Origin of the sequence: Citrobacter sp. FP75, from assembly GCF_018342065.1 — a bacterium.
Taxonomy (GTDB): domain Bacteria; phylum Pseudomonadota; class Gammaproteobacteria; order Enterobacterales; family Enterobacteriaceae; genus Citrobacter.
Genome location: NZ_JAFDOE010000004.1, coordinates 123569 through 143070, shown reverse-complemented (window position 1 = coordinate 143070; position 19502 = coordinate 123569). Strand labels below are relative to the sequence as shown.

Annotated in this window: 19 protein-coding genes; 10 read left to right on the top strand and 9 right to left on the bottom strand. The window is 55.7% G+C overall.

The features are described 5' to 3' along the window. The first annotated feature begins 123 nt into the window (after positions 1–123). Genes JQ822_RS15270 through JQ822_RS15260 form a run of 3 tightly spaced genes read left to right on the top strand, consistent with a single transcriptional unit; the run spans position 124 to position 5059 of the window. The gene (locus JQ822_RS15270) at positions 124–1191 is read left to right on the top strand and encodes an HlyD family secretion protein (RefSeq protein ID WP_213134190.1); all 1068 of its coding nucleotides are present in this window, start codon (positions 124–126) and stop codon (positions 1189–1191) included. Continuing rightward, positions 1188–3935: a ribosome-associated ATPase/putative transporter RbbA gene (rbbA, locus tag JQ822_RS15265; protein ID WP_213134189.1), complete on the top strand. Its 2748-nt coding sequence runs from the start codon at positions 1188–1190 to the stop codon at positions 3933–3935. Before JQ822_RS15270 ends, rbbA begins: the two co-directional genes overlap by 4 nt. Next, positions 3935–5059, top strand: a complete 1125-nt coding sequence (locus JQ822_RS15260; protein ID WP_213134188.1) for an ABC transporter permease — start codon at positions 3935–3937, stop codon at positions 5057–5059. Before rbbA ends, JQ822_RS15260 begins: the two co-directional genes overlap by 1 nt. Positions 5060–5106: 47 nt before the next feature. Here the strand turns inward: JQ822_RS15260 and nikR are convergent, their stop codons facing one another. The 3 genes from nikR to JQ822_RS15245 all read right to left on the bottom strand — a co-directional run bounded on the left by nikR (position 5107) and on the right by JQ822_RS15245 (position 7249). Then, the gene (gene nikR, locus JQ822_RS15255; protein WP_213134187.1) at positions 5107–5508 is read right to left on the bottom strand and encodes a nickel-responsive transcriptional regulator NikR; all 402 of its coding nucleotides are present in this window, start codon (positions 5506–5508) and stop codon (positions 5107–5109) included. Positions 5509–5557: 49 nt separating this feature from the next. After that, positions 5558–6136: a 4'-phosphopantetheinyl transferase AcpT gene (gene acpT, locus JQ822_RS15250; RefSeq protein WP_213134186.1), complete on the bottom strand. Its 579-nt coding sequence runs from the start codon at positions 6134–6136 to the stop codon at positions 5558–5560. 63 nt (positions 6137–6199) lie between these two features. Next, positions 6200–7249, bottom strand: coding sequence for an AI-2E family transporter (locus JQ822_RS15245; RefSeq protein ID WP_213134185.1), 1050 nt, complete (start codon positions 7247–7249; stop codon positions 6200–6202). A gap of 132 nt (positions 7250–7381) precedes the next feature. On the opposite strand from JQ822_RS15245, the gene JQ822_RS15240 reads away from it, so the two are divergent. Continuing rightward, positions 7382–8599 carry an MFS transporter gene (locus JQ822_RS15240; protein ID WP_213134184.1) on the top strand — a complete coding sequence of 406 codons (1218 nt, stop codon included), beginning with the start codon at positions 7382–7384 and terminating at the stop codon, positions 8597–8599. 3 nt (positions 8600–8602) lie between these two features. Here the strand turns inward: JQ822_RS15240 and JQ822_RS15235 are convergent, their stop codons facing one another. Continuing rightward, entirely contained in the window at positions 8603–9160 is a 558-nt protein-coding gene (locus JQ822_RS15235; protein ID WP_213134183.1) for a DcrB family lipoprotein, read from the bottom strand. 72 nt (positions 9161–9232) lie between these two features. Beyond that, positions 9233–9898, bottom strand: a complete 666-nt coding sequence (locus JQ822_RS15230; RefSeq protein WP_213134182.1) for a 7-cyano-7-deazaguanine/7-aminomethyl-7-deazaguanine transporter — start codon at positions 9896–9898, stop codon at positions 9233–9235. A 169-nt stretch (positions 9899–10067) separates the two neighbouring features. On the opposite strand from JQ822_RS15230, the gene tusA reads away from it, so the two are divergent. Continuing rightward, the gene (gene tusA, locus JQ822_RS15225) at positions 10068–10313 is read left to right on the top strand and encodes a sulfurtransferase TusA (protein ID WP_003827551.1); all 246 of its coding nucleotides are present in this window, start codon (positions 10068–10070) and stop codon (positions 10311–10313) included. A 101-nt stretch (positions 10314–10414) separates the two neighbouring features. Here the strand turns inward: tusA and zntA are convergent, their stop codons facing one another. Then, the gene (zntA, locus tag JQ822_RS15220; protein ID WP_213134181.1) at positions 10415–12613 is read right to left on the bottom strand and encodes a Zn(II)/Cd(II)/Pb(II) translocating P-type ATPase ZntA; all 2199 of its coding nucleotides are present in this window, start codon (positions 12611–12613) and stop codon (positions 10415–10417) included. 75 nt (positions 12614–12688) lie between these two features. Next, positions 12689–13315: a lysoplasmalogenase gene (locus JQ822_RS15215; protein ID WP_213134180.1), complete on the bottom strand. Its 627-nt coding sequence runs from the start codon at positions 13313–13315 to the stop codon at positions 12689–12691. 141 nt (positions 13316–13456) lie between these two features. Between JQ822_RS15215 and JQ822_RS15210 the strand changes: the two genes are divergently transcribed. Next, a complete protein-coding gene (locus tag JQ822_RS15210; protein ID WP_213134179.1) occupies positions 13457–13816 on the top strand; it encodes a DUF2500 domain-containing protein in 360 nt (119 codons plus the stop codon). A 44-nt stretch (positions 13817–13860) separates the two neighbouring features. Here JQ822_RS15210 and JQ822_RS15205 read toward each other — a convergent pair whose 3' ends face one another. Further along, positions 13861–14136 carry a DUF1145 family protein gene (locus JQ822_RS15205; RefSeq protein WP_135323997.1) on the bottom strand — a complete coding sequence of 92 codons (276 nt, stop codon included), beginning with the start codon at positions 14134–14136 and terminating at the stop codon, positions 13861–13863. Further along, positions 14126–14722, bottom strand: coding sequence for a 16S rRNA (guanine(966)-N(2))-methyltransferase (rsmD, locus tag JQ822_RS15200; protein WP_213134178.1), 597 nt, complete (start codon positions 14720–14722; stop codon positions 14126–14128). Before rsmD ends, JQ822_RS15205 begins: the two co-directional genes overlap by 11 nt. A gap of 151 nt (positions 14723–14873) precedes the next feature. On the opposite strand from rsmD, the gene ftsY reads away from it, so the two are divergent. The 4 genes from ftsY (at position 14874) to rpoH (ending at position 19226) form a co-directional block, all read left to right on the top strand. Next, complete coding sequence (gene ftsY / locus JQ822_RS15195) at positions 14874–16379, top strand: signal recognition particle-docking protein FtsY (RefSeq protein WP_213134177.1); 1506 nt, start codon at positions 14874–14876, stop codon at positions 16377–16379. A gap of 2 nt (positions 16380–16381) precedes the next feature. Beyond that, positions 16382–17050, top strand: coding sequence for a cell division ATP-binding protein FtsE (ftsE, locus tag JQ822_RS15190; RefSeq protein WP_003023420.1), 669 nt, complete (start codon positions 16382–16384; stop codon positions 17048–17050). Further along, the gene (gene ftsX, locus JQ822_RS15185) at positions 17043–18101 is read left to right on the top strand and encodes a permease-like cell division protein FtsX (RefSeq protein WP_213134176.1); all 1059 of its coding nucleotides are present in this window, start codon (positions 17043–17045) and stop codon (positions 18099–18101) included. Before ftsE ends, ftsX begins: the two co-directional genes overlap by 8 nt. 270 nt (positions 18102–18371) lie before the next feature. Continuing rightward, positions 18372–19226: an RNA polymerase sigma factor RpoH gene (gene rpoH, locus JQ822_RS15180; protein WP_213134175.1), complete on the top strand. Its 855-nt coding sequence runs from the start codon at positions 18372–18374 to the stop codon at positions 19224–19226. Positions 19227–19502: the final 276 nt, after the last annotated feature.

Here is a 19502-nt window from a genome sequence, read left to right as displayed (position 1 = left end):
CGTCCGCCGTCTGGCCTTTGTCTCTCATTCCTTCTCATCCCGGATGGAATTTCCCGCTGAATAGCTGTTCAGTGGGCTTTGTGACACGCATCGTTTAATAACAGGGATTACGGCGGGTCGAATATGGATAAGATTAAGCGTCATCTGGTGTGGTGGGGCGCGGGTATTTTGGTGGTGGTTGCTGTAACTGCGTGGTGGATGTTGCGTCCTGCGGGGATACCGGAAGGGTTCGCGGCCAGCAACGGCAGAATTGAAGCCACGGAGGTGGATATCGCCACCAAGATTGCCGGGCGTATCGATACGATCCTCGTATCGGAAGGGCAGTTCGTTCGCCAGGGCGAGGTGCTGGCAAAAATGGATACCCGCGTGTTGCAGGAGCAGCGGCTGGAATCTATTGCCCAAATCAAAGAGGCCGAAAGCGCGGTGGCGGCGGCGCGCGCGCTGCTGGAACAGCGGCAAAGCGAAATGCGTGCCGCGCAGTCGGTGGTGAAACAGCGCGAGGCGGAACTGCAATCTGTCTCTAAACGTCACGTGCGTTCCCGTTCTTTGTCCCAACGCGGAGCGGTGTCTGAGCAACAACTGGATGACGATCGGGCTGCCGCAGAAAGCGCGCGCGCGGCGCTGGAGTCAGCAAAGGCGCAGGTCTCAGCGGCGAAAGCGGCTATTGAAGCCGCCCGTACCAGCATCATTCAGGCGCAAACCCGCGTCGAAGCCGCACAGGCCACCGAACGACGCATTGCGGCAGACATTGATGACAGCGAGCTTAAAGCGCCGCGCGATGGTCGCGTGCAGTACCGCGTGGCCGAACCGGGTGAAGTGCTTGCCGCCGGCGGACGGGTGCTGAATATGGTCGATCTCAGCGATGTCTACATGACGTTCTTCTTACCTACCGAACAGGCGGGTTTATTGAAGATTGGCGGTGAAGCACGGCTGGTACTGGATGCCGCGCCGGATCTGCGCATCCCGGCGACCATCAGCTTTGTGGCAAGCGTGGCGCAATTCACGCCGAAAACGGTCGAAACCAGCGATGAACGGCTGAAGTTGATGTTCCGCGTCAAAGCGCGTATCCCGCCAGAATTGTTGCAGCAACATCTGGAGTACGTGAAAACCGGTCTGCCGGGGATGGCCTGGGTGCGTGTCGATGAAAACCGCCCCTGGCCTGACGACCTGGCTGTGAGGTTGCCACAATGACGCATCTGGCGCTGGTTCCCGTTCCTCCCGTGGCGCACCTTGACGGCGTGAGTCAGCATTACGGGAAAACGGTAGCGCTGAATAATATCACGCTGGATATCCCCGCCCGCTGCATGGTGGGGTTGATTGGCCCGGATGGCGTCGGGAAATCGAGCCTGCTGTCGCTTATCTCCGGCGCGCGGGTCATTGAACACGGCAACGTGATGGTGCTGGGCGGCGATATGCGGGACCCGAAGCACCGCCGCGATGTCTGCCCGCGCATTGCCTGGATGCCGCAGGGGTTGGGGAAAAACCTGTACCACACGCTGTCGGTGTATGAGAACGTCGATTTCTTCGCCCGGCTGTTCGGACATGACAAAGCCGAGCGCGAAGCGCGGATTACCGAGTTGCTGAACAGCACCGGACTGGCGCCGTTTCGCGATCGTCCTGCCGGGAAACTCTCGGGCGGGATGAAGCAAAAGCTGGGGCTGTGCTGCGCGTTAATCCACGACCCGGAACTGTTAATTCTCGATGAACCCACCACCGGGGTCGATCCACTTTCCCGCGCCCAATTCTGGGATCTGATTAACAGCATTCGCCAGCGGCAAACCAACATGAGCGTGCTGGTCGCGACCGCCTACATGGAAGAGGCCGAGCGCTTTGACTGGCTGGTGGCGATGAACGCCGGTGAGGTGTTAGCCACCGGGAGCGCGCAGCAGCTACGCGAACAAACCAACAGCGACACGCTGGAGCAGGCGTTTATCGCACTGTTACCTGAAGCCCAGCGTCAGGCGCACAAACCGGTGGTGATCCCGCCGTATCACGCTGAGCAGGAAGAGATAGCCATCGAGGCGAAAGATCTGACCATGCGCTTCGGTAAATTCGTGGCGGTTGACCACGTTAATTTTCGCATTCCGCGCGGGGAGATTTTTGGCTTTCTCGGCTCCAACGGCTGCGGTAAATCCACTACCATGAAGATGCTCACCGGATTGCTGCCTGCCAGCGAAGGTGAGGCTTGGCTGTTTGGGCAAGCGGTTGACCCGAAGAACATAGAGACCCGCCGCCGGGTGGGCTATATGTCACAGGCATTTTCGCTCTACAGCGAGCTGACCGTGCGGCAAAACCTCGAACTGCACGCGCGACTGTTCCATATTCCCGAGGCAGAAATCCCGGGGCGCGTACAAGAGATGAGCGAGCGCTTTAGCCTGACTGAGGTCGAAGACTCGCTGCCCGGCGCACTGCCGCTGGGGATCCGTCAACGGTTGTCGCTGGCGGTGGCGGTGATTCACCGCCCGGAAATGCTCATTCTTGATGAACCGACCTCCGGGGTCGATCCGGTGGCGAGGGACATGTTCTGGCAGTTGATGGTCGATCTCTCGCGTCAGGACAAAGTGACCATTTTTATCTCCACCCACTTTATGAACGAAGCGGAGCGCTGCGACCGTATGTCGCTGATGCACGCCGGAAAAGTACTCGCCAGCGGCACGCCGCAGGAGCTGGTGAAACAACGCGGCGCAGCCACCCTGGAAGAGGCATTTATCTCCTGGCTGGCGGAAGCGGCAGGCCCGGCGCCGGAGGCTACGCCCACACAGGTGAATACGCCGGTTGTACATGAAAACAGTCAGCCGCCACGGCAAGGGTTCAGCCTGCGACGCCTGTTTAGCTACAGCCGCCGTGAAGCGCTGGAACTGCGGCGCGACCCGGTGCGTTCAACGCTAGCGCTGATGGGCACGGTGATCCTGATGCTGATCATGGGCTACGGCATCAGCATGGATGTGGAAAATCTGCGTTTTTCGGTGCTCGATCGCGACCAGACCGTCAGCAGCCAGGCGTGGACGCTGAATCTGGCGGGATCGCGCTATTTCATCGAGCAGCCGCCGCTCAACAGCTATGACGAGCTGGACAAACGGATGCGCTCAGGCGAAGTGGCCGTGGCGATAGAAATCCCACCAAATTTTGGCCGTGATATCGCGCGTGGCACGCCGGTGAAGATTGGCGTCTGGGTCGATGGCGCAATGCCGAGCCGCGCTGAAACGGTCAGAGGCTACGTGCAGGCGATGCACCAGACCTGGCTACAGGATGTGATGGCACGTCAGCCCAATGCCAGCGGGCAAACCGGGCTGATGACCATTGAAACTCGCTATCGCTACAACCCCGATGTGAAAAGCCTGCCGGCGATTGTTCCGGCGGTGATCCCGCTGCTGCTGATGATGATCCCTTCCATGCTCAGCGCCCTGAGCGTGGTGCGTGAGAAAGAGCTGGGGTCGATTATTAACCTGTACGTTACGCCCACCACCCGCAGCGAATTTTTACTTGGTAAACAGTTGCCCTACATCGTGCTGGGCATGCTGAACTTCCTGCTGCTGTGCGCGTTGTCGGTATTTGTGTTCGGCGTTCCGCACAAGGGCAGTTTTGTTACTTTGACGCTGGCTGCGCTGCTGTATGTCACCATTGCCACCGGACTGGGCTTGTTAATCTCCACGTTTATGAAAAGCCAGATCGCCGCCATTTTTGGTACGGCGATTATTACGCTGATCCCGGCGACGCAGTTTTCCGGGATGATCGATCCGGTCGCCTCGCTGGAAGGGCCGGGGCGCTGGATTGGCGAAATTTACCCGACCAGCCATTTTCTGACCATCGCGCGCGGGACGTTCTCTAAAGCGCTGGATCTGACGGATCTCTGGCCGTTGTTTATCCCGCTGGCGGTCGCCATTCCGGTGGTAATTGGTCTGAGCGTGTTGCTGCTGAAAAAACAGGAGGGGTGATGCGCCGATTACGCAATATTTACAATCTTGGCATCAAGGAGTTGCGTAGCCTGCTGGGCGACAAAGCGATGCTGACGCTGATCGTCTTCGCCTTTACGATTTCGGTCTACTCCTCCGCCACCGTGCTGCCGGGGTCGTTGCACCTGGCGCCGATTGCCATTGCCGATATGGACCAGTCACAGCTGTCGAATCGCATTGTGAACAGCTTTTATCGCCCGTGGTTTTTACCGCCGGAGATGATCACCGCCGATGAAATGGATGCCGGTCTGGATGCCGGGCGCTATACCTTTGCTGTCAACATCCCACCTGACTTTCAGCGTGATGTGCTGGCCGGGCGGCAGCCGGATATTCAGGTTAACGTCGATGCCACGCGGATGAGCCAGGCTTTTACCGGCAACAGCTATATCCAGAATATCATCAGCGGTGAGGTGAACAGCTTTGTGGCGCGTTACCGCGATAATACTGAGCCGCCGGTGGCGCTGGAAATGCGTATGCGCTTTAACCCGAATCTGGAACCTGCGCGCTTCGGCGCGGTGATGGCGATTATCAACAACATCACCATGCTGGCAATTGTGCTCACCGGCTCGGCGCTGATCCGCGAGCGCGAGCACGGGACAATAGAACATCTGCTGGTCATGCCGGTGACGCCGTTTGAGATCATGATGGCAAAAATCTGGTCGATGGGGCTGGTGGTGCTGGTGGTTTCTGGCCTGTCGTTGATGCTGATGGTGAAAGGGGTGCTTGGCGTGCCGATTGAAGGCTCAATCCCGCTGTTTATGCTGGGCGTGGCCCTGAGTTTGTTTGCCACCACGTCGATCGGTATTTTTATGGGTACGCTGGCGCGTTCCATGCCACAGTTGGGACTGCTGATGATTCTGGTGCTGCTGCCGTTGCAGATGCTTTCCGGCGGTTCCACCCCGCGTGAAAGTATGCCGCAGGCGGTGCAGGACATCATGTTAACGATGCCGACCACCCACTTTGTCAGCCTCGCGCAGGCAATACTCTATCGTGGTGCCGGGTTTGGTATCGTCTGGCCGCAGTTCCTGACGTTACTGGCGATCGGCTGCGCGTTCTTCCTGATCGCGCTGTTCCGCTTTAGAAAGACGATTGGCACGATGGCGTAAGCATCATTGCCGGGAAAGCGAAGCGCACCCGGCAATGTCATTCGTAATCACTCTTCCTTCGGCAGGCACTGCAAATGACCGTGGCGCACGCCGCGCTGGGAGATGACGTCATCGGCAAAATGCTGTACGTCGCCCATATCGCCTTTCAGCACGGCGATTTCCAGACAGTCGTCATGGTTGATGTGGACGTGCAGGGTAGCGACCGACAAATCATGATGATGATGTTGGGTCGAGATAATACGGCTGGCTAAGTCACGTTTCTCATGTTCATAAACATATGAGAGCACCGCGAAGCCCTGGGTGCCGTGCTCTTGCGTGCTTTCCTGGGACAGTGCACCGCGCAGAATGTCACGAATGGCTTCGGAACGGTTGTTATAGCCGCGACGCTGACTCAGGCTGTCCAGCGTTTCCAGTAAATCGTCATCGAGAGTAATGGTGACTCGTTGCATCTGATTTCAACCTTACGATAAAGCGCGGTAGCGCACGGGGAATGCGGTATTACAGCCTTTGCACGGCGTCAGCTGTCAGGGTAAACGGCGTTGGCGTACACACTGCCAGGCTCAGAGCGTCGAGCTGACACTGGCTGACAGAGAGCGAGGACGTTAGCGTGGTGCTGTCAACGCTGACAATTTGCCAGGCGCTGCCGCCACGTTGTTTAATGATGGCCTCTTTGCGCGTCCAGATGCGCCAGAAGGCCGCCAGTTGTTGGTCCGGGCGTTCGGCTTCGACTTCGGCATGTTCCCCAAGGCTGAATACCGTATTTGCCAGCGTTTGCCAGTTATCGCGTGGGCGCACGACTTCAATATCGCAGCCCACTTCCCCTTCGTCGCTGAGCAACAGGGCGATGTCATCGCCACTATGGCTGAGATTGAACCACAGCGGCGTGTCGGCTGAGAACGCCGGTTTTCCCTGCTCGCCATAGATAATGTCTGGCAGTGGCGACAGGGTATGAGAAAGTAGCACACGGCCAGCCAGCCAGCGCGCGCGGCGAGCACCTTGCGGTGCCTGTTCATAGAGCGCACGGGGTAGGGGGCCGGAGCTTAAATCAGACACTTTCCCAAGAACAATCCGGTACATATCAGGGCTAACCTTTAGTCATAATGGGGGTTGTGTACCATTCTTCACGTCCCTTTTGCAAGTTTATCCCGGTAATCGACTTTTCGGTCTGCCGGGGCCCAACAAAATTGCCAGCTTGCTGCCGCCTTTGGTGGTTTCCATCCAGATTTTACACACGCTGGTGAGCGGCACGGAAAGCAGCATACCAACCGGGCCAAGCAGCCATCCCCACACCAGCAAGGAAAGGAAGACGACAAGCGTCGACAATCCCAGGCGATGCCCCATCATGCGCGGCTCGAGGATATTGCCAATCACCATATGCACCACCAGAAACAGTGCGCCGACCAGCACGCATTCGTAAATGCCGTTGAACAGCAGCGCCTGGAGCATAGGGGGGACGGCGGAAATAACGGAGCCAATATTGGGCACATAGTTTAGCAGGAACGCCAGCACGCCCCACATCAGAGCAAACTGAATACCCATCAGCGCCAGCCCCAGCCAGACAATAGCCCCGGTCCATAAGCTGAGCAATGTTTTTAGCGCCAGATAGTGAGTCACCCCCTTCAATGCGCGATGCAGACCAGCAATATGGATCTGCGGATTATTCAACGCAAAGCGCATCTTGTAAGGTACATGGCGCACCTCGAACAGCATAAACACCACCGTCATCACCAGCAGGAAGACGCTTGCCATTGCACCGGAAAGTCCGGTCATTAGCGTGGTTGTGAAGGTCATCAGCTTGTCGGAGTCGATACGTTGCAGTAGACGTTCTGGCGACATGTGCAGGTTAAGAAAGGGCACCATCTCTTGCACATAGAGGACCTTGCGCGTCAGCTCTTTGTTGTACTTCGGCAACATGTCCATGAATTCAGTGATTGAAGACGCGAGGACGCCCACCAGCGCGGTGAGAACAAACAGCATCACCACCACCACCAGCGTAATGGCAATCGGGCGACCTAGCCCCCGGCGAATAAACCAGGTGACCAGTGGGTTCAGCACGATGGCAAAAAAGAGGGCCAACAGAAGTTGGACAATGATATCGGCAGCCGCGTGAATGCCCGCAAGGATAACAACCAGGGCGGCCAGTTTGAGTAAAATATGCAAACCCGTTTTATCAGGCTGAGCGGTTGTCATGTATTTTTCCTTTTTACGTTTTGCATTAAGTGTAGCGGCTGGCTTGCAACCGATATTCCTAATCTGGCTGCTGATTTCTGCCCGGCAACATGATAGAAATGAAACAATGTTGTAAAAATGTGGTGACCCTCCATGCCCGAACCCGTCGCTCAACCGGCGCTTAACGGATTACGTCTCAATCTGCGCATTGTCTCGGTGGTGATGTTTAACTTCGCCAGCTATCTGACCATCGGCTTACCGCTCGCGGTGCTGCCTGGCTATGTCCATGATGTTATGGGGTTTAGCGCCTTCTGGGCCGGGCTGGTTATCAGCCTGCAGTATTTCGCTACGTTATTGAGTCGCCCGCATGCGGGCCGATATGCCGATCTACTGGGCCCGAAAAAGATTGTCGTGTTTGGGTTGTGCGGCTGTTTTTTAAGTGGCCTGGGCTATTTGCTGGCGGGATCGTCCAGCGGTTGGCCGATGGCGAGTTTGCTGTTGCTGTGCCTCGGGCGTGTGATCCTGGGGATTGGGCAAAGTTTTGCGGGTACCGGCTCAACGCTGTGGGGCGTGGGCGTGGTTGGCTCAATGCACATCGGACGGGTGATTTCATGGAACGGTATCGTCACCTACGGGGCGATGGCGATAGGCGCGCCGCTGGGCGTGCTCTGTTATGCCTGGGGTGGATTGCAGGGACTGGCGCTGACCATCATGGCGGTAGCGCTGCTGGCGATACTTCTGGCGCTGCCGCGCCCGACGGTGAAGGCCAGCAAAGGCAAACCGATGCCGTTTCGCGCGGTGCTCGGGCGCGTCTGGCTGTACGGGATGGCGTTGGCGTTGGCTTCTGCCGGTTTTGGGGTGATTGCCACCTTTATCACCCTGTTTTATGACGCCAAAGGCTGGGACGGCGCGGCATTTGCGTTGACGCTGTTCAGCTGCACGTTTGTCGGGACTCGCTTGTTATTCCCAAATGGCATCAATCGGTTAGGCGGTTTAAATGTGGCGATGATCTGCTTTAGCGTCGAGATTGTCGGGCTGCTGCTGGTGGGAATGGCGTCCATGCCGTGGATGGCGAAAGTGGGCGTTCTGCTGGCTGGCGCGGGGTTCTCACTGGTGTTCCCGGCGTTGGGCGTGGTGGCAGTAAAAGCGGTACCGCAGCAGAATCAGGGCGCAGCGCTGGCAACCTATACGGTATTTATGGATCTCTCGCTGGGGGTTACCGGGCCGCTGGCGGGGCTGGTAATGACGTGGGCGGGCGTGCCGATTATCTATCTGGCAGCAGCCGGACTGGTGGCGGTGGCTTTACTACTGACCTGGCGGTTAAAAAAACGGCCCCCGGAGGAATCTGCGGAGGCCGTGTCATCATCTTAACGGTTACTGGATAACCAGCGTGTTAATGATGTTTTCTGCGGTCGTCTGCGCTTTCTGCTGATCGTCAGCAGGCAGCGTGATCTGCAGGGTCAGCAGTTGATTGTCCACTTTACCCAGCACGACGGAAGAGTAAGCGGTCTGGCCTTTGGCGGAGATGATGCTGTCTAACTGCTGCAGGGTATGACCTTTCAGCTCAATTGATTTATTGGTGACGACCTGCAGCTGCGGGTCACGGCTACGCTGCTGATCTTCCAGGCGTTTTGCCAGCACGGTCAGGTCTTCGCTGGTGTTATCACCGACAATCACAATCACCGCTTTCTGGCCGGTTGCGTCAGAATACACGTGCATATTGTTGGCCTGAGTGCCCAGCTTACCGCTCTGATCGGTCATATCCGCTGGCAGAGAAAAACTGAGTTTGCCGTCCAGCAGGCTGACCGGTTGTCCGGCTGCGTTACTTTCTGCTGCAGCACCCTCGGCTGGCGCTTTTGTATCGCTATTATCACAGGCCGCAAGCCCCATAACCAGCAGGCCAATACCGACATATTTAACCAGATTGCGCATTGACTTCTTCCTTTCGATAAACGGCCATAACGGCTCATTCGTCCATCTTATCACAACTCGGAAAATGAACCTTTAACTCGTCTGCAATGCAGCGATTTCGGATTTATCTGCCAGCCTTTTCAGCAACATATTCAGCAACACGCCGTACATCGGCAGGAAGAAAATAATGCTGATCAGCACCTTGAAACAGTAATCGACAAGCGCGATTTCCATCCAGTGCTCGGCCATAAAGGCATCCGGGCTACGCCAGAAGGCGATAAAGAAGAAGGCCAGCGTATCGCTGATGTTGCCAAACAGCGTGGACGCGGTCGGTGCGAGCCACCAGCGACGGTTCTGACGCAGGCGGTTAAAGACATGCACGTCCAGAATTTGCCCTAACGCGTAGGCCATAAAGCTGGCGACGGCGATACGGGCGACAAACAGATTAAAGTGCAGCAGCGCGTCGAATCCCTGCCAGGACCCCATATAAAATAGCGCGGAAACCATGTATGAAATCAACAGGGCGGGGATCATGACGGCAAAAATGATGCGTCGCGCCAGCGGTGCGCCAAAAATGCGTACAGTCAGGTCGGTGGCGAGGAAAATAAACGGAAAGCTAAAGGCGCCCCATGTGGTGTGAAAACCGAAGATGGTGATCGGTAGTTGCACCAGATAGTTGCTGGAAGTGATCACCAACAGATGAAATAGCGATAGCCAGAACAACGCTTTTACGCGCTGAGTTTGTGTAAACGGAGTCATATTGTACCTTTTTAGTAAACAATTGGGGTGAGGGAACCCAATAAAACGGACGCATGATACTGCTTTAATGCTGCTTTGCAATGGTTGTTTTTCACGCAATCGTTAACCTGATTGGCTTACTGAACAACAGAGCGTAAAATAACGCCGTTTTTTATTGAACGAGACAACGATGAGCGATTTGTTTACCTCTCCCGACCATACCCTTGATGCCCAGGGGCTGCGCTGCCCGGAACCGGTGATGATGGTGCGTAAAACTGTGCGCGGCATGCAGGCCGGTGAAACGCTGCTGATTGTCGCGGACGATCCGGCAACAACCCGCGACATTCCCGGCTTCTGTACGTTTATGGAACATGAGCTGGTGGCCAAAGAGACCGACTCTCTGCCGTACCGCTATTTGGTGCGTAAAGGCCAGTAATCTTGTTTGCCGGATGGCGGCGCAAGCGCCTAATCCGGCCTACGAATGACTACCAGCCTGTAGGCCTGATAAGCGAAGCGCCATCAGGCGAGAAACAGGCATTACCCTTTACGCAGTAACCGCAGCGCGTTGGCAGTCACCAGCACCGTCGCACCGGTATCTGCCAGCACCGCCAGCCACAATCCGGTTATCCCCAGCAGCGTGGTTATCAGGAAAATCCCCTTCAGACCCAGTGCAATGGCAATGTTCTGACGAATATTGGCATGGGTGGCGCGCGCCAGTTGGATCATTTGTACCAGACCGCGCAGGCGGTTATGGGTCAGAGCGGCGTCCGCTGTTTCCAGCGCGACGTCGGTGCCGCTTCCCATTGCAATGCCGATGGTGGCTGCTTTCATTGCCGGTGCGTCGTTGATCCCGTCACCGACCATCGCCAGCGGCGACTGTTGGTTCAGGCTGGTGACCACCCGGACTTTATCTTCCGGTAGCAGGCCAGCTTTGAATTCCAGACCCAATTTACTGGCAATCGCTGCCGCTGCACGTGGGTTATCACCGGTCAGGATCACCCCTTTCACGCCCAACTGATGAAGCTCGCTGATGGCGGTAAGCGCGTCATCACGCAGCGTATCCTGTAAGGCCAGCACGCCGAGCACCGCATCGTTGCGTAGCACCAGTACCACCGTTTGTCCCGCGCTTTCGAGTTCGCTGATTCGCCCGGCAAAGGCTTCGGCAGGCTGTTTGCCCGCCGCACAAATCAGCACCCGCTCGCCGTCGACCAGCGCTTCAATACCCGAGCCGACTAATGCGCGCTGTTCTTTCGCGACAGGTATTGCCAGTTCGCGGGTTTGTGCTTCACGGACAATCGCCTGCGCCAACGGGTGCGTGGCACCTTGCTCAACCGCCGCCGCCAGCGCCAGCAGTTCGCACTCGCTGATACCGCTCGCCGGATGAATCGCCGTCACGCGCGGTTTACCCACGGTCAGGGTACCGGTTTTATCGAATGCCACATGAGTCACTCTGCCCAGTTGTTCCAGCGCGGCACCGCCTTTAATCAGTGCTCCACGGCGTGCAGCCGCCGCCAGCCCGGAGGTGATCGCGGCAGGCGTTGAGATCACCAGTGCACACGGGCAGCCAATCAGCAGCAGCGTCAGCCCTTTATAAATCCATTCCTGCCAGGAGGCGGCAAACAACAGCGGTGGCACGAGAGTGACCAGCAGGGCGATCGCCATGATGGCCGGGGTGTAAATCCGGCTGAAACGGTCAATAAATCGCTCAATGGGGGCTCGACGCTCTTCGGCTTCTTCAATCAGCTTCAGGATGCGGTCAATGGCACTGGCACCCGGTTCAGACAGGACTTCCAGCGTGACCAGACGGTCTACGCTGGTGGCGCCCGCCGGGACTTTATCACCCGTGGCACGCTCGACCGGGATTGATTCGCCGGTCAGGGCGCTCTCATCAAAGCTGGCAAAGCCGGAGACCAGTTTGCCGTCGGCGGGTAAGCGCCCACCGGCGGCCACTTCAATCACATCGCCAGGCTGGAGGGTGGTAATGGCAACCTCTTCGCGCTCGCCATTACGCAGGCGCGTAGCCGTTTCCGGTTTCAGCGCCATCAGTGCGCTGACCCCTTTGCGGGCACGGCTGGCGGCCCATCCTTCCAGGCGTTCGCCAATTAAAAACAGCAGCAGCACCATCGCGGCTTCTGCCGTGGCACCAATAAACAGTGCGCCAATGGCGGCGACGCTCATCAGCGTTTCAATGGCAAAATAGCTGCCGGTTTTCATCAGACGCAGCGCCTGACGGGCAATGGGATACAGCCCGACCAGCGTAGTGGCGATAAACGCTATCTGCCCAAAGGGATGATTGAACTGCTCGAGGCCCCAACTAATCGCCATCATAATAATCAGCGAAATCAGCGGCAGGTTTTCTTTAAACCGTGATTCGGGGGCGGCTTCCGGCGCCTGCTCATCGCGCAGGGTGTAGCCTGCCTTTTGCACTGCGCTTTCTATTTGCAGACGGATATCGGCCCCGGCATCGACCACCAGTTTTTCGGTGGCGAACAGCACCTGGACCTGGTTTACGCCGCTGACCTGGCGGACGGCATTTTCAACTTTACGCGCGCAGGCAGCGCAATCCATGCCTGATACTTTCCAGGTATAGCGAGTGCCGTCCACGGTTTCACCAACGGGCGTGGGCGTTGAGCAACCACCTTCACAGCAGCAGTCATCAACCTTCTGCGGCGCAGGAGCAAGCTTGAATGAAGAAAATTGTGGGGCTTTTTTGCCATCAGTATCGGGCGTCGACATGGCATCCTCCGGTTGATAATCATTGCGTATTAACCGGAGGATACACTCTGGAGTCGACTCCAGAGTCAAGCGTTTTTAAAGATACAGCGAACGCACAATCAGGAAATGTCCGGCAAAGTAGCAGGCGGCGGCAATCGCGTTATCGGCGCGGAAACGGCGACGATAATGACTGCCCAGCCAGACAATGTTACCGATGAACAGCAATGAGGCCCCCATAAATGCCGACAGCGCCGGGCTGGTTGGGCGGAAAAACCACAGCTCGCCTGCCATCCAGACCATCATCAGGGTGATGCCGATAAAGGTGCATATGGCGACGCGCAGTTCTTCCAGTCGTGTCCAGATCACGGCGATCAGCAAGGCACCCAACACCAGCAGCACCAGTGGCAGAGGCCAGAAGAACGACATCGTCATTTGGCTGGCGAAGTAGATGGTATAGAGCAAATGCGACAGGAAAAACGCGCCCACGGCGTACAGCAGACGCTGACGCGGCAACAGCGTCAGCGCATCGCCGAGCAGCGAGGCAAGCAGGCCGGCCAGCACCAGATAACTGATGGCGTTAAACATTGGCGCCTGCCAGGCCAGCAGCGCCAGCAGCAGTAACGTCAGGGGTTTAAAGACCCAGCGTTGCCAGGCGGGCCCACGATAGGATGCGTCCACAAACAGCCATGCGGAAAGACAGACAGCGATAAACGACCAAAGCATCTTAGTTCCTTGAATTCGTTATTTTTTCGTAAGCGGGGTGCCTACGGCTCTTCTGTCCAGTGTAGAGGCCGACACCGCCAGATGACAACACCATAACAGGCAGGGTATGCTTATTTCCGCATTTTCTGATGGGTTAATAAGATGAGTAAGCCACCGTTTTTTTTCATTGTTATCATTGTATTAATCGTTGTCGCCGCGTCGTTTCGCTTTGTCCAGCAGCGACGGGAAAAAGCGGATAATGATGCCGCGCCGCTGATGCAAAAGCAGGTTGTGGTGAGTAATAAACGGGAAAAACCGCTTAATGACCGACGTTCGCGCCAGCAGGAAGTCACCCCGGCGGGTACCAGCATGCGCTACGAAGCCAGCTTTAAGCCGCAAAGTGGGGGAATGGAGCAGACCTTCCGCCTGGATGCGCAGCAGTACCATGCGCTAACGGTCGGCGATAAGGGCACGCTGAGTTACAAAGGGTCGCGTTTTGAGGGATTTAGCGCGCAACCCTAGTTGACCAGGCCGGAAGTGGCGTCAGCCGCCATCCGGCATCACGGTTACTTCTTTAGCTGATCTTTAATTTTCTTCTGCCAGACCAGCAGTTCAAATACGCCGAACAGAAAAATACGCACTTTCTCACCGGTGGTCATCTGGGGTCCGTCTTTCGGCATGGTTGATTTCAGCAGTGCCAACTGCATGCCGTGCATCAGCACCATAAACACCAGCGCCACGTTAACGAAGATATTGAGCGGACGCGGAAAGGGCTGAAAAAGATTGAGCAGTAAAAATGCCCAGACGCACAGCATCAGCAGGCGTCCCAGATTAATCAGCATGCTGTTCTCCTTTTTCTTCACGTTGATACAGGCGATAGGCGACCTGGCCGGCCACTTTTTCGCGGTACAACGACCAGTTAACCGGAACTGGCGGCAGGCCGTTTTCGACTTCGCTCTCAACGTAAATATACGCCTCGTTTGCCAGCCAACCATTCGTTTCCAGAAGAGTTAATGTTTCTTCCAGTAACCCTTTACGAAATGGCGGATCGACAAACACGATATTATGCGGCGTACCCGCCTGAGCCAGAAACGCCAGCGTATTGGCGTTGACGACGCGGGCGTGATTTGCCTTCAGCGTGACGAGATTTTTTTGTAGCTGCTGAGACACCGCCCGATCCATTTCCAGAAGCGTTGCGCCTGCCGCATAACGGGAGAGCGCTTCCAGCCCCAGCGCACCGCTGCCGGCAAAGCAGTCCAGGCACTGAGCATCGACCATCATCGGGGCCAGCCAGTTAAAGAGCGTTTCGCGGACACGGTCGGTAGTCGGTCGCAGACCTGGGCTGTCCGGAACCGGGAGTTTACGGCCACGCCATTGCCCGCCAATAATGCGGATCTGGCCGCTGCCAGAGTGATTAGGTTTTTTCATTTCTATTATTGCTCAATCCGCCTATAGCATGTCATTCCAGGCGGTGATGTGAGTTAAGTTAAGTGATAGACTATTTCATCATTTTTTTAGCTGCTATGTACATAGCGTTGACGCTGTGCCATGAAGCAACAGCGGGGGAGTGTAGTCGCAAATGGCGAAAGAGAAAAAACGTGGCTTTTTTTCCTGGCTGGGCTTTGGTCAAAAAGAGCAGGCACCGGAAAACGAGACAGAACTAAAAAACGAAGAACAACAACCGGTTGCAGAAGAAACTACCGTCGTTGACGAACAGCCGCACGCTGAGGAAACCCGTAGCGAAGCCGAGACTGAGGCCTTTGCTGCCGAGGTCGTGGAAGTCACTGAACAGGTTGCGGAAATCGAAAAACTGCAGCCTGAGCCGGAACCTGTTGTCGCCCAATCGCAGCCGGAGGCTGAGCCGGTAGTTGACGTTCCCGCACCCGCGGCGGTTATCGAACACGAAGAATTGCCGCTGCCGGAAGAGGTGAAGGCCGAAGAAATTTCTGCCCAAGAGTGGCAGGCCGAAGCGGAAACCGTTGAAATTGTTGAAGCGGTTGAAGAAGAAGCGGAAAACGAACCGCAGCTGACCGACGAAGAGCTGGAAGCGCAGGCGCTGGCTGCCGAGGCTGCTGAAGACGCCGTCATGGTTGTGCCAGTAGAAGAACCTGCTGTAGAAGAGTCGGCAGAAGAAGAGGTCGTACAGGAGCAGGAGAAACCGACGAAAGAAGGCTTCTTTGCGCGCCTGAAACGCAGCCTGCTGAAAACCAAAGAAAATCTCGGTTCCGGATTTATCAGTCTGTTCCGTGGTAAAAAGATCGACGATGATCTGTTTGAAGAACTGGAAGAGCAGTTGCTGATCGCCGACGTAGGTGTAGAAACCACCCGTAAGATCATTGCGAGCCTGACAGAGGGCGCCAGCCGCAAGCAGCTTAAAGATGCAGAAGCGCTGTACGGTCTGCTGAAAAATGAAATGGGCGAGATTCTGGCGAAGGTTGACGAACCGCTGAATGTTGATGGCAAGACGCCATTTGTTATCTTAATGGTTGGCGTCAACGGCGTGGGTAAAACCACTACCATCGGTAAACTGGCGCGTCAGTTCGAGCAGCAGGGGAAATCGGTGATGCTGGCGGCGGGCGATACCTTCCGTGCGGCGGCGGTCGAGCAGCTGCAGGTCTGGGGCCAGCGTAACAATATCCCGGTGATTGCTCAGCATACCGGCGCGGATTCCGCGTCCGTTATCTTTGATGCCATCCAGGCGGCGAAGGCGCGTAATGTAGACGTGCTGATCGCCGATACCGCGGGTCGCTTGCAGAACAAAGCGCACCTGATGGAAGAATTGAAAAAAATCGTTCGCGTGATGAAGAAGCTCGACGTTGATGCGCCGCATGAAGTTATGCTGACTATCGATGCCAGTACCGGGCAGAATGCCATAAGCCAGGCCAAACTGTTCCATGAAGCGGTAGGCATAACCGGTATCACCCTGACCAAGCTGGACGGTACGGCGAAAGGTGGGGTTATCTTCTCGGTTGCCGACCAGTTTGGCATCCCTATCCGTTATATCGGTGTGGGCGAACGTATCGAGGATTTACGTCCGTTTAAAGCGGACGATTTTATAGAGGCACTTTTTGCCCGAGAGGATTAACAATGATTCGCTTTGAACATGTCAGCAAGGCCTATCTCGGTGGGAGACAAGCGCTGCAGGGAGTCACATTCCATATGCAGCCTGGCGAGATGGCGTTTCTGACCGGCCATTCCGGTGCGGGTAAAAGTACCCTGCTGAAGCTGATCTGTGGGATTGAACGGCCCAGCGCCGGGAAAATCTACTTCAGCGGGCATGACATCAGCCGTTTGAAAAACCGTGAAGTACCGTTTCTGCGTCGCCAGATCGGGATGATTTTTCAGGATCACCATCTGCTGATGGACAGAACCGTTTTTGACAACGTGGCGATTCCGCTGATTATCGCGGGTGCCAGCGGAGACGATATTCGTCGCCGCGTGTCAGCGGCACTGGATAAGGTCGGGCTGCTGGACAAAGCGAAGAACTTCCCGATTCAACTCTCTGGCGGTGAGCAACAGCGCGTGGGGATTGCCCGTGCAGTGGTGAATAAGCCTGCGGTGCTGCTGGCGGATGAACCGACCGGGAACCTTGATGACGCGTTGTCAGAAGGGATCTTACGCCTGTTCGAAGAGTTTAACCGCGTCGGGGTCACGGTATTAATGGCGACGCACGACATTGGGTTGATCTCCCGTCGTTCCTATCGCCAGATGGTCCTGAGCGACGGACATCTGCATGGAGGCCTGGCGCATGAATAGACGTGACGCTATTAATCAAATCAAACAGTTCGGTGGTCGCCTGGATCGTTTTCGTAAATCGGGCGGTACGCCGGGTGACGGTGGACGCAACGGGCCGAAGCGTGCGAAATCCTCGCCAAAGCCGAACTCGCGTAAAACTAACGTCTTTAACGAGCAGGTACGCTATGCGTTCCAGGGCGCGTTACAGGACCTGAAAAGCAAGCCGCTGGCGACGTTCCTGACGGTGATGGTGATCGCCATCTCCCTGACACTGCCAAGCGTGTGTTACATGGTTTATAAGAACGTAAACCAGGCGGCAAGCCAGTATTATCCGTCCCCGCAGATCACCGTGTATCTGCAGAAAACGCTGGATGATGATGCGGCGGCGCGGGTGGTAGGCCAATTGCAGGCAGAGCAGGGCGTGGAGAAAGTGAATTATCTCTCCCGCGACGATGCGCTGGGTGAATTCCGTAACTGGTCTGGTTTTGGTGGCGCACTGGATATGCTGGAAGAGAACCCGCTTCCGGCTGTGGCGGTGGTAATCCCAAAACTGGATTTCCAGGGAACGGAATCGCTAAACACGCTGCGTGACCGTGTGGCACAAATCAACGGTATTGATGAAGTGCGCATGGATGACAGCTGGTTTGCGCGTCTGGCATCGCTGACAGGCCTGGTGGGGCGTGTGTCGGCGATGATTGGCGTATTGATGGTAGCAGCAGTCTTCCTGGTCATCGGCAACAGCGTACGACTGAGCATTTTTGCCCGTCGCGATACCATCAACGTGCAGAAACTGATTGGCGCGACGGATGGATTTATCCTGCGGCCGTTCCTCTACGGTGGTGCACTGCTTGGCTTTTCGGGCGCTTTTCTGTCACTGATTTTGTCAGAAATTTTGGTGATGCGCCTGTCGTCAGCGGTCACCGAAGTGGCACAAGTTTTTGGAACTAAGTTTGATATCAACGGCTTATCATTCGACGAATGCCTGCTGCTCCTGCTGGTGTGCTCAATGATTGGCTGGGTGGCAGCCTGGCTTGCCACTATTCAACATTTACGCCATTTTACCCCTGATTAAAAAATCTCTGGTATAATCTTTCCCTGCACTGAATAGTTCGCTCTGCAGGGAAAGAGTCCCTGTTGCTTCTTTCCGGCGTATTCATCGTGATGTCACATTTTGTGCGTAATGTATACACAATACGACATGGAACTTGTGGATAAAATCACTGTCTGATAAAAGATTGAATGATATTCTCGTTGCTCATAAGCTCTGGCATGGTTGTTGCTATTGGTTTTTGCTCATTAGTTTTTTGCCAACGCGCCAGATGAAAAGATTGAGAGGATTTGAATGACCAAAGAAATGCAAAATTTAGCTTTAGCCCCTGTTGGTAACCTGGAGTCTTACATCCGGGCTGCGAACGCGTGGCCGATGTTGTCGGCTGACGAGGAGCGGGCACTTGCTGAAAAGCTGCATTACCAGGGCGATCTGGAAGCAGCTAAAACGCTGATCCTGTCTCACCTGCGCTTTGTTGTTCATGTTGCTCGTAACTACGCGGGCTATGGCCTGCCGCAGGCGGATCTGATTCAGGAAGGTAATATCGGCCTGATGAAAGCCGTGCGCCGTTTCAACCCGGAAGTGGGTGTGCGCCTGGTTTCTTTCGCCGTGCACTGGATCAAAGCTGAGATCCACGAATACGTTCTGCGTAACTGGCGTATCGTCAAAGTCGCGACCACTAAAGCACAGCGTAAGCTGTTCTTTAACCTGCGTAAAACCAAGCAGCGTCTGGGCTGGTTTAACCAGGATGAAGTTGAAATGGTCGCTCGCGAGCTGGGGGTTTCCAGCAAAGACGTGCGCGAAATGGAATCCCGTATGGCGGCGCAGGACATGACGTTTGACATGTCTTCGGACGACGAGTCCGACAGCCAGCCGATGGCACCGGTGCTCTATCTGCAGGATAAATCGTCTAACTTTGCTGACGGCATTGAAGATGATAACTGGGAAGAGCAGGCGGCGAACAAATTGACTCACGCGATGGAAGGTCTGGACGAACGTAGCCAGGACATTATCCGCGCCCGTTGGCTGGACGAAGACAACAAGTCGACGTTGCAGGAGCTGGCCGATCGCTACGGTGTTTCCGCTGAACGTGTACGTCAGCTTGAAAAGAACGCCATGAAAAAACTGCGCGCGGCAATCGAAGCGTAATCTTCCAGTCAATCTGGAAATGTGAAAAACCCTGGATGTAAATCCGGGGTTTTTTGTTTTTATCTCTCCCCCTCCATTCTGGCGTCACGCCCTGCGTTTTCCTCTTTTTGTCATAAACTTGTTATTCGGATGTCAAATTAGCTATTCCAAAATAATAAAAATCGGGTATGTTTTAGCAGAGTATGCTGCTAAAGCACGGGTAGCTATCCAATAATCGAAATAAAGTGCTGAACAACAACATCACAACACACGTAATAACCACAATAATGGGGATTG

Excerpts from the sequence above, each read along its gene's own strand:
- JQ822_RS15270 (WP_213134190.1), top strand. The coding sequence starts at position 124 with ATGGATAAGATTAAGCGTCATCTGGTGTGGTGGGGCGCGGGTATTTTG.
- rbbA (WP_213134189.1), top strand. The coding sequence starts at position 1,188 with ATGACGCATCTGGCGCTGGTTCCCGTTCCTCCCGTGGCGCACCTTGAC.
- JQ822_RS15260 (WP_213134188.1), top strand. The coding sequence starts at position 3,935 with ATGCGCCGATTACGCAATATTTACAATCTTGGCATCAAGGAGTTGCGT.
- nikR (WP_213134187.1), bottom strand. The coding sequence starts at position 5,508 with ATGCAACGAGTCACCATTACTCTCGATGACGATTTACTGGAAACGCTG.
- acpT (WP_213134186.1), bottom strand. The coding sequence starts at position 6,136 with ATGTACCGGATTGTTCTTGGGAAAGTGTCTGATTTAAGCTCCGGCCCC.
- JQ822_RS15245 (WP_213134185.1), bottom strand. The coding sequence starts at position 7,249 with ATGACAACCGCTCAGCCTGATAAAACGGGTTTGCATATTTTACTCAAA.
- JQ822_RS15240 (WP_213134184.1), top strand. The coding sequence starts at position 7,382 with ATGCCCGAACCCGTCGCTCAACCGGCGCTTAACGGATTACGTCTCAAT.
- JQ822_RS15235 (WP_213134183.1), bottom strand. The coding sequence starts at position 9,160 with ATGCGCAATCTGGTTAAATATGTCGGTATTGGCCTGCTGGTTATGGGG.
- JQ822_RS15230 (WP_213134182.1), bottom strand. The coding sequence starts at position 9,898 with ATGACTCCGTTTACACAAACTCAGCGCGTAAAAGCGTTGTTCTGGCTA.
- tusA (WP_003827551.1), top strand. The coding sequence starts at position 10,068 with ATGAGCGATTTGTTTACCTCTCCCGACCATACCCTTGATGCCCAGGGG.
- zntA (WP_213134181.1), bottom strand. The coding sequence starts at position 12,613 with ATGTCGACGCCCGATACTGATGGCAAAAAAGCCCCACAATTTTCTTCA.
- JQ822_RS15215 (WP_213134180.1), bottom strand. The coding sequence starts at position 13,315 with ATGCTTTGGTCGTTTATCGCTGTCTGTCTTTCCGCATGGCTGTTTGTG.
- JQ822_RS15210 (WP_213134179.1), top strand. The coding sequence starts at position 13,457 with ATGAGTAAGCCACCGTTTTTTTTCATTGTTATCATTGTATTAATCGTT.
- JQ822_RS15205 (WP_135323997.1), bottom strand. The coding sequence starts at position 14,136 with ATGCTGATTAATCTGGGACGCCTGCTGATGCTGTGCGTCTGGGCATTT.
- rsmD (WP_213134178.1), bottom strand. The coding sequence starts at position 14,722 with ATGAAAAAACCTAATCACTCTGGCAGCGGCCAGATCCGCATTATTGGC.
- ftsY (WP_213134177.1), top strand. The coding sequence starts at position 14,874 with ATGGCGAAAGAGAAAAAACGTGGCTTTTTTTCCTGGCTGGGCTTTGGT.
- ftsE (WP_003023420.1), top strand. The coding sequence starts at position 16,382 with ATGATTCGCTTTGAACATGTCAGCAAGGCCTATCTCGGTGGGAGACAA.
- ftsX (WP_213134176.1), top strand. The coding sequence starts at position 17,043 with ATGAATAGACGTGACGCTATTAATCAAATCAAACAGTTCGGTGGTCGC.
- rpoH (WP_213134175.1), top strand. The coding sequence starts at position 18,372 with ATGACCAAAGAAATGCAAAATTTAGCTTTAGCCCCTGTTGGTAACCTG.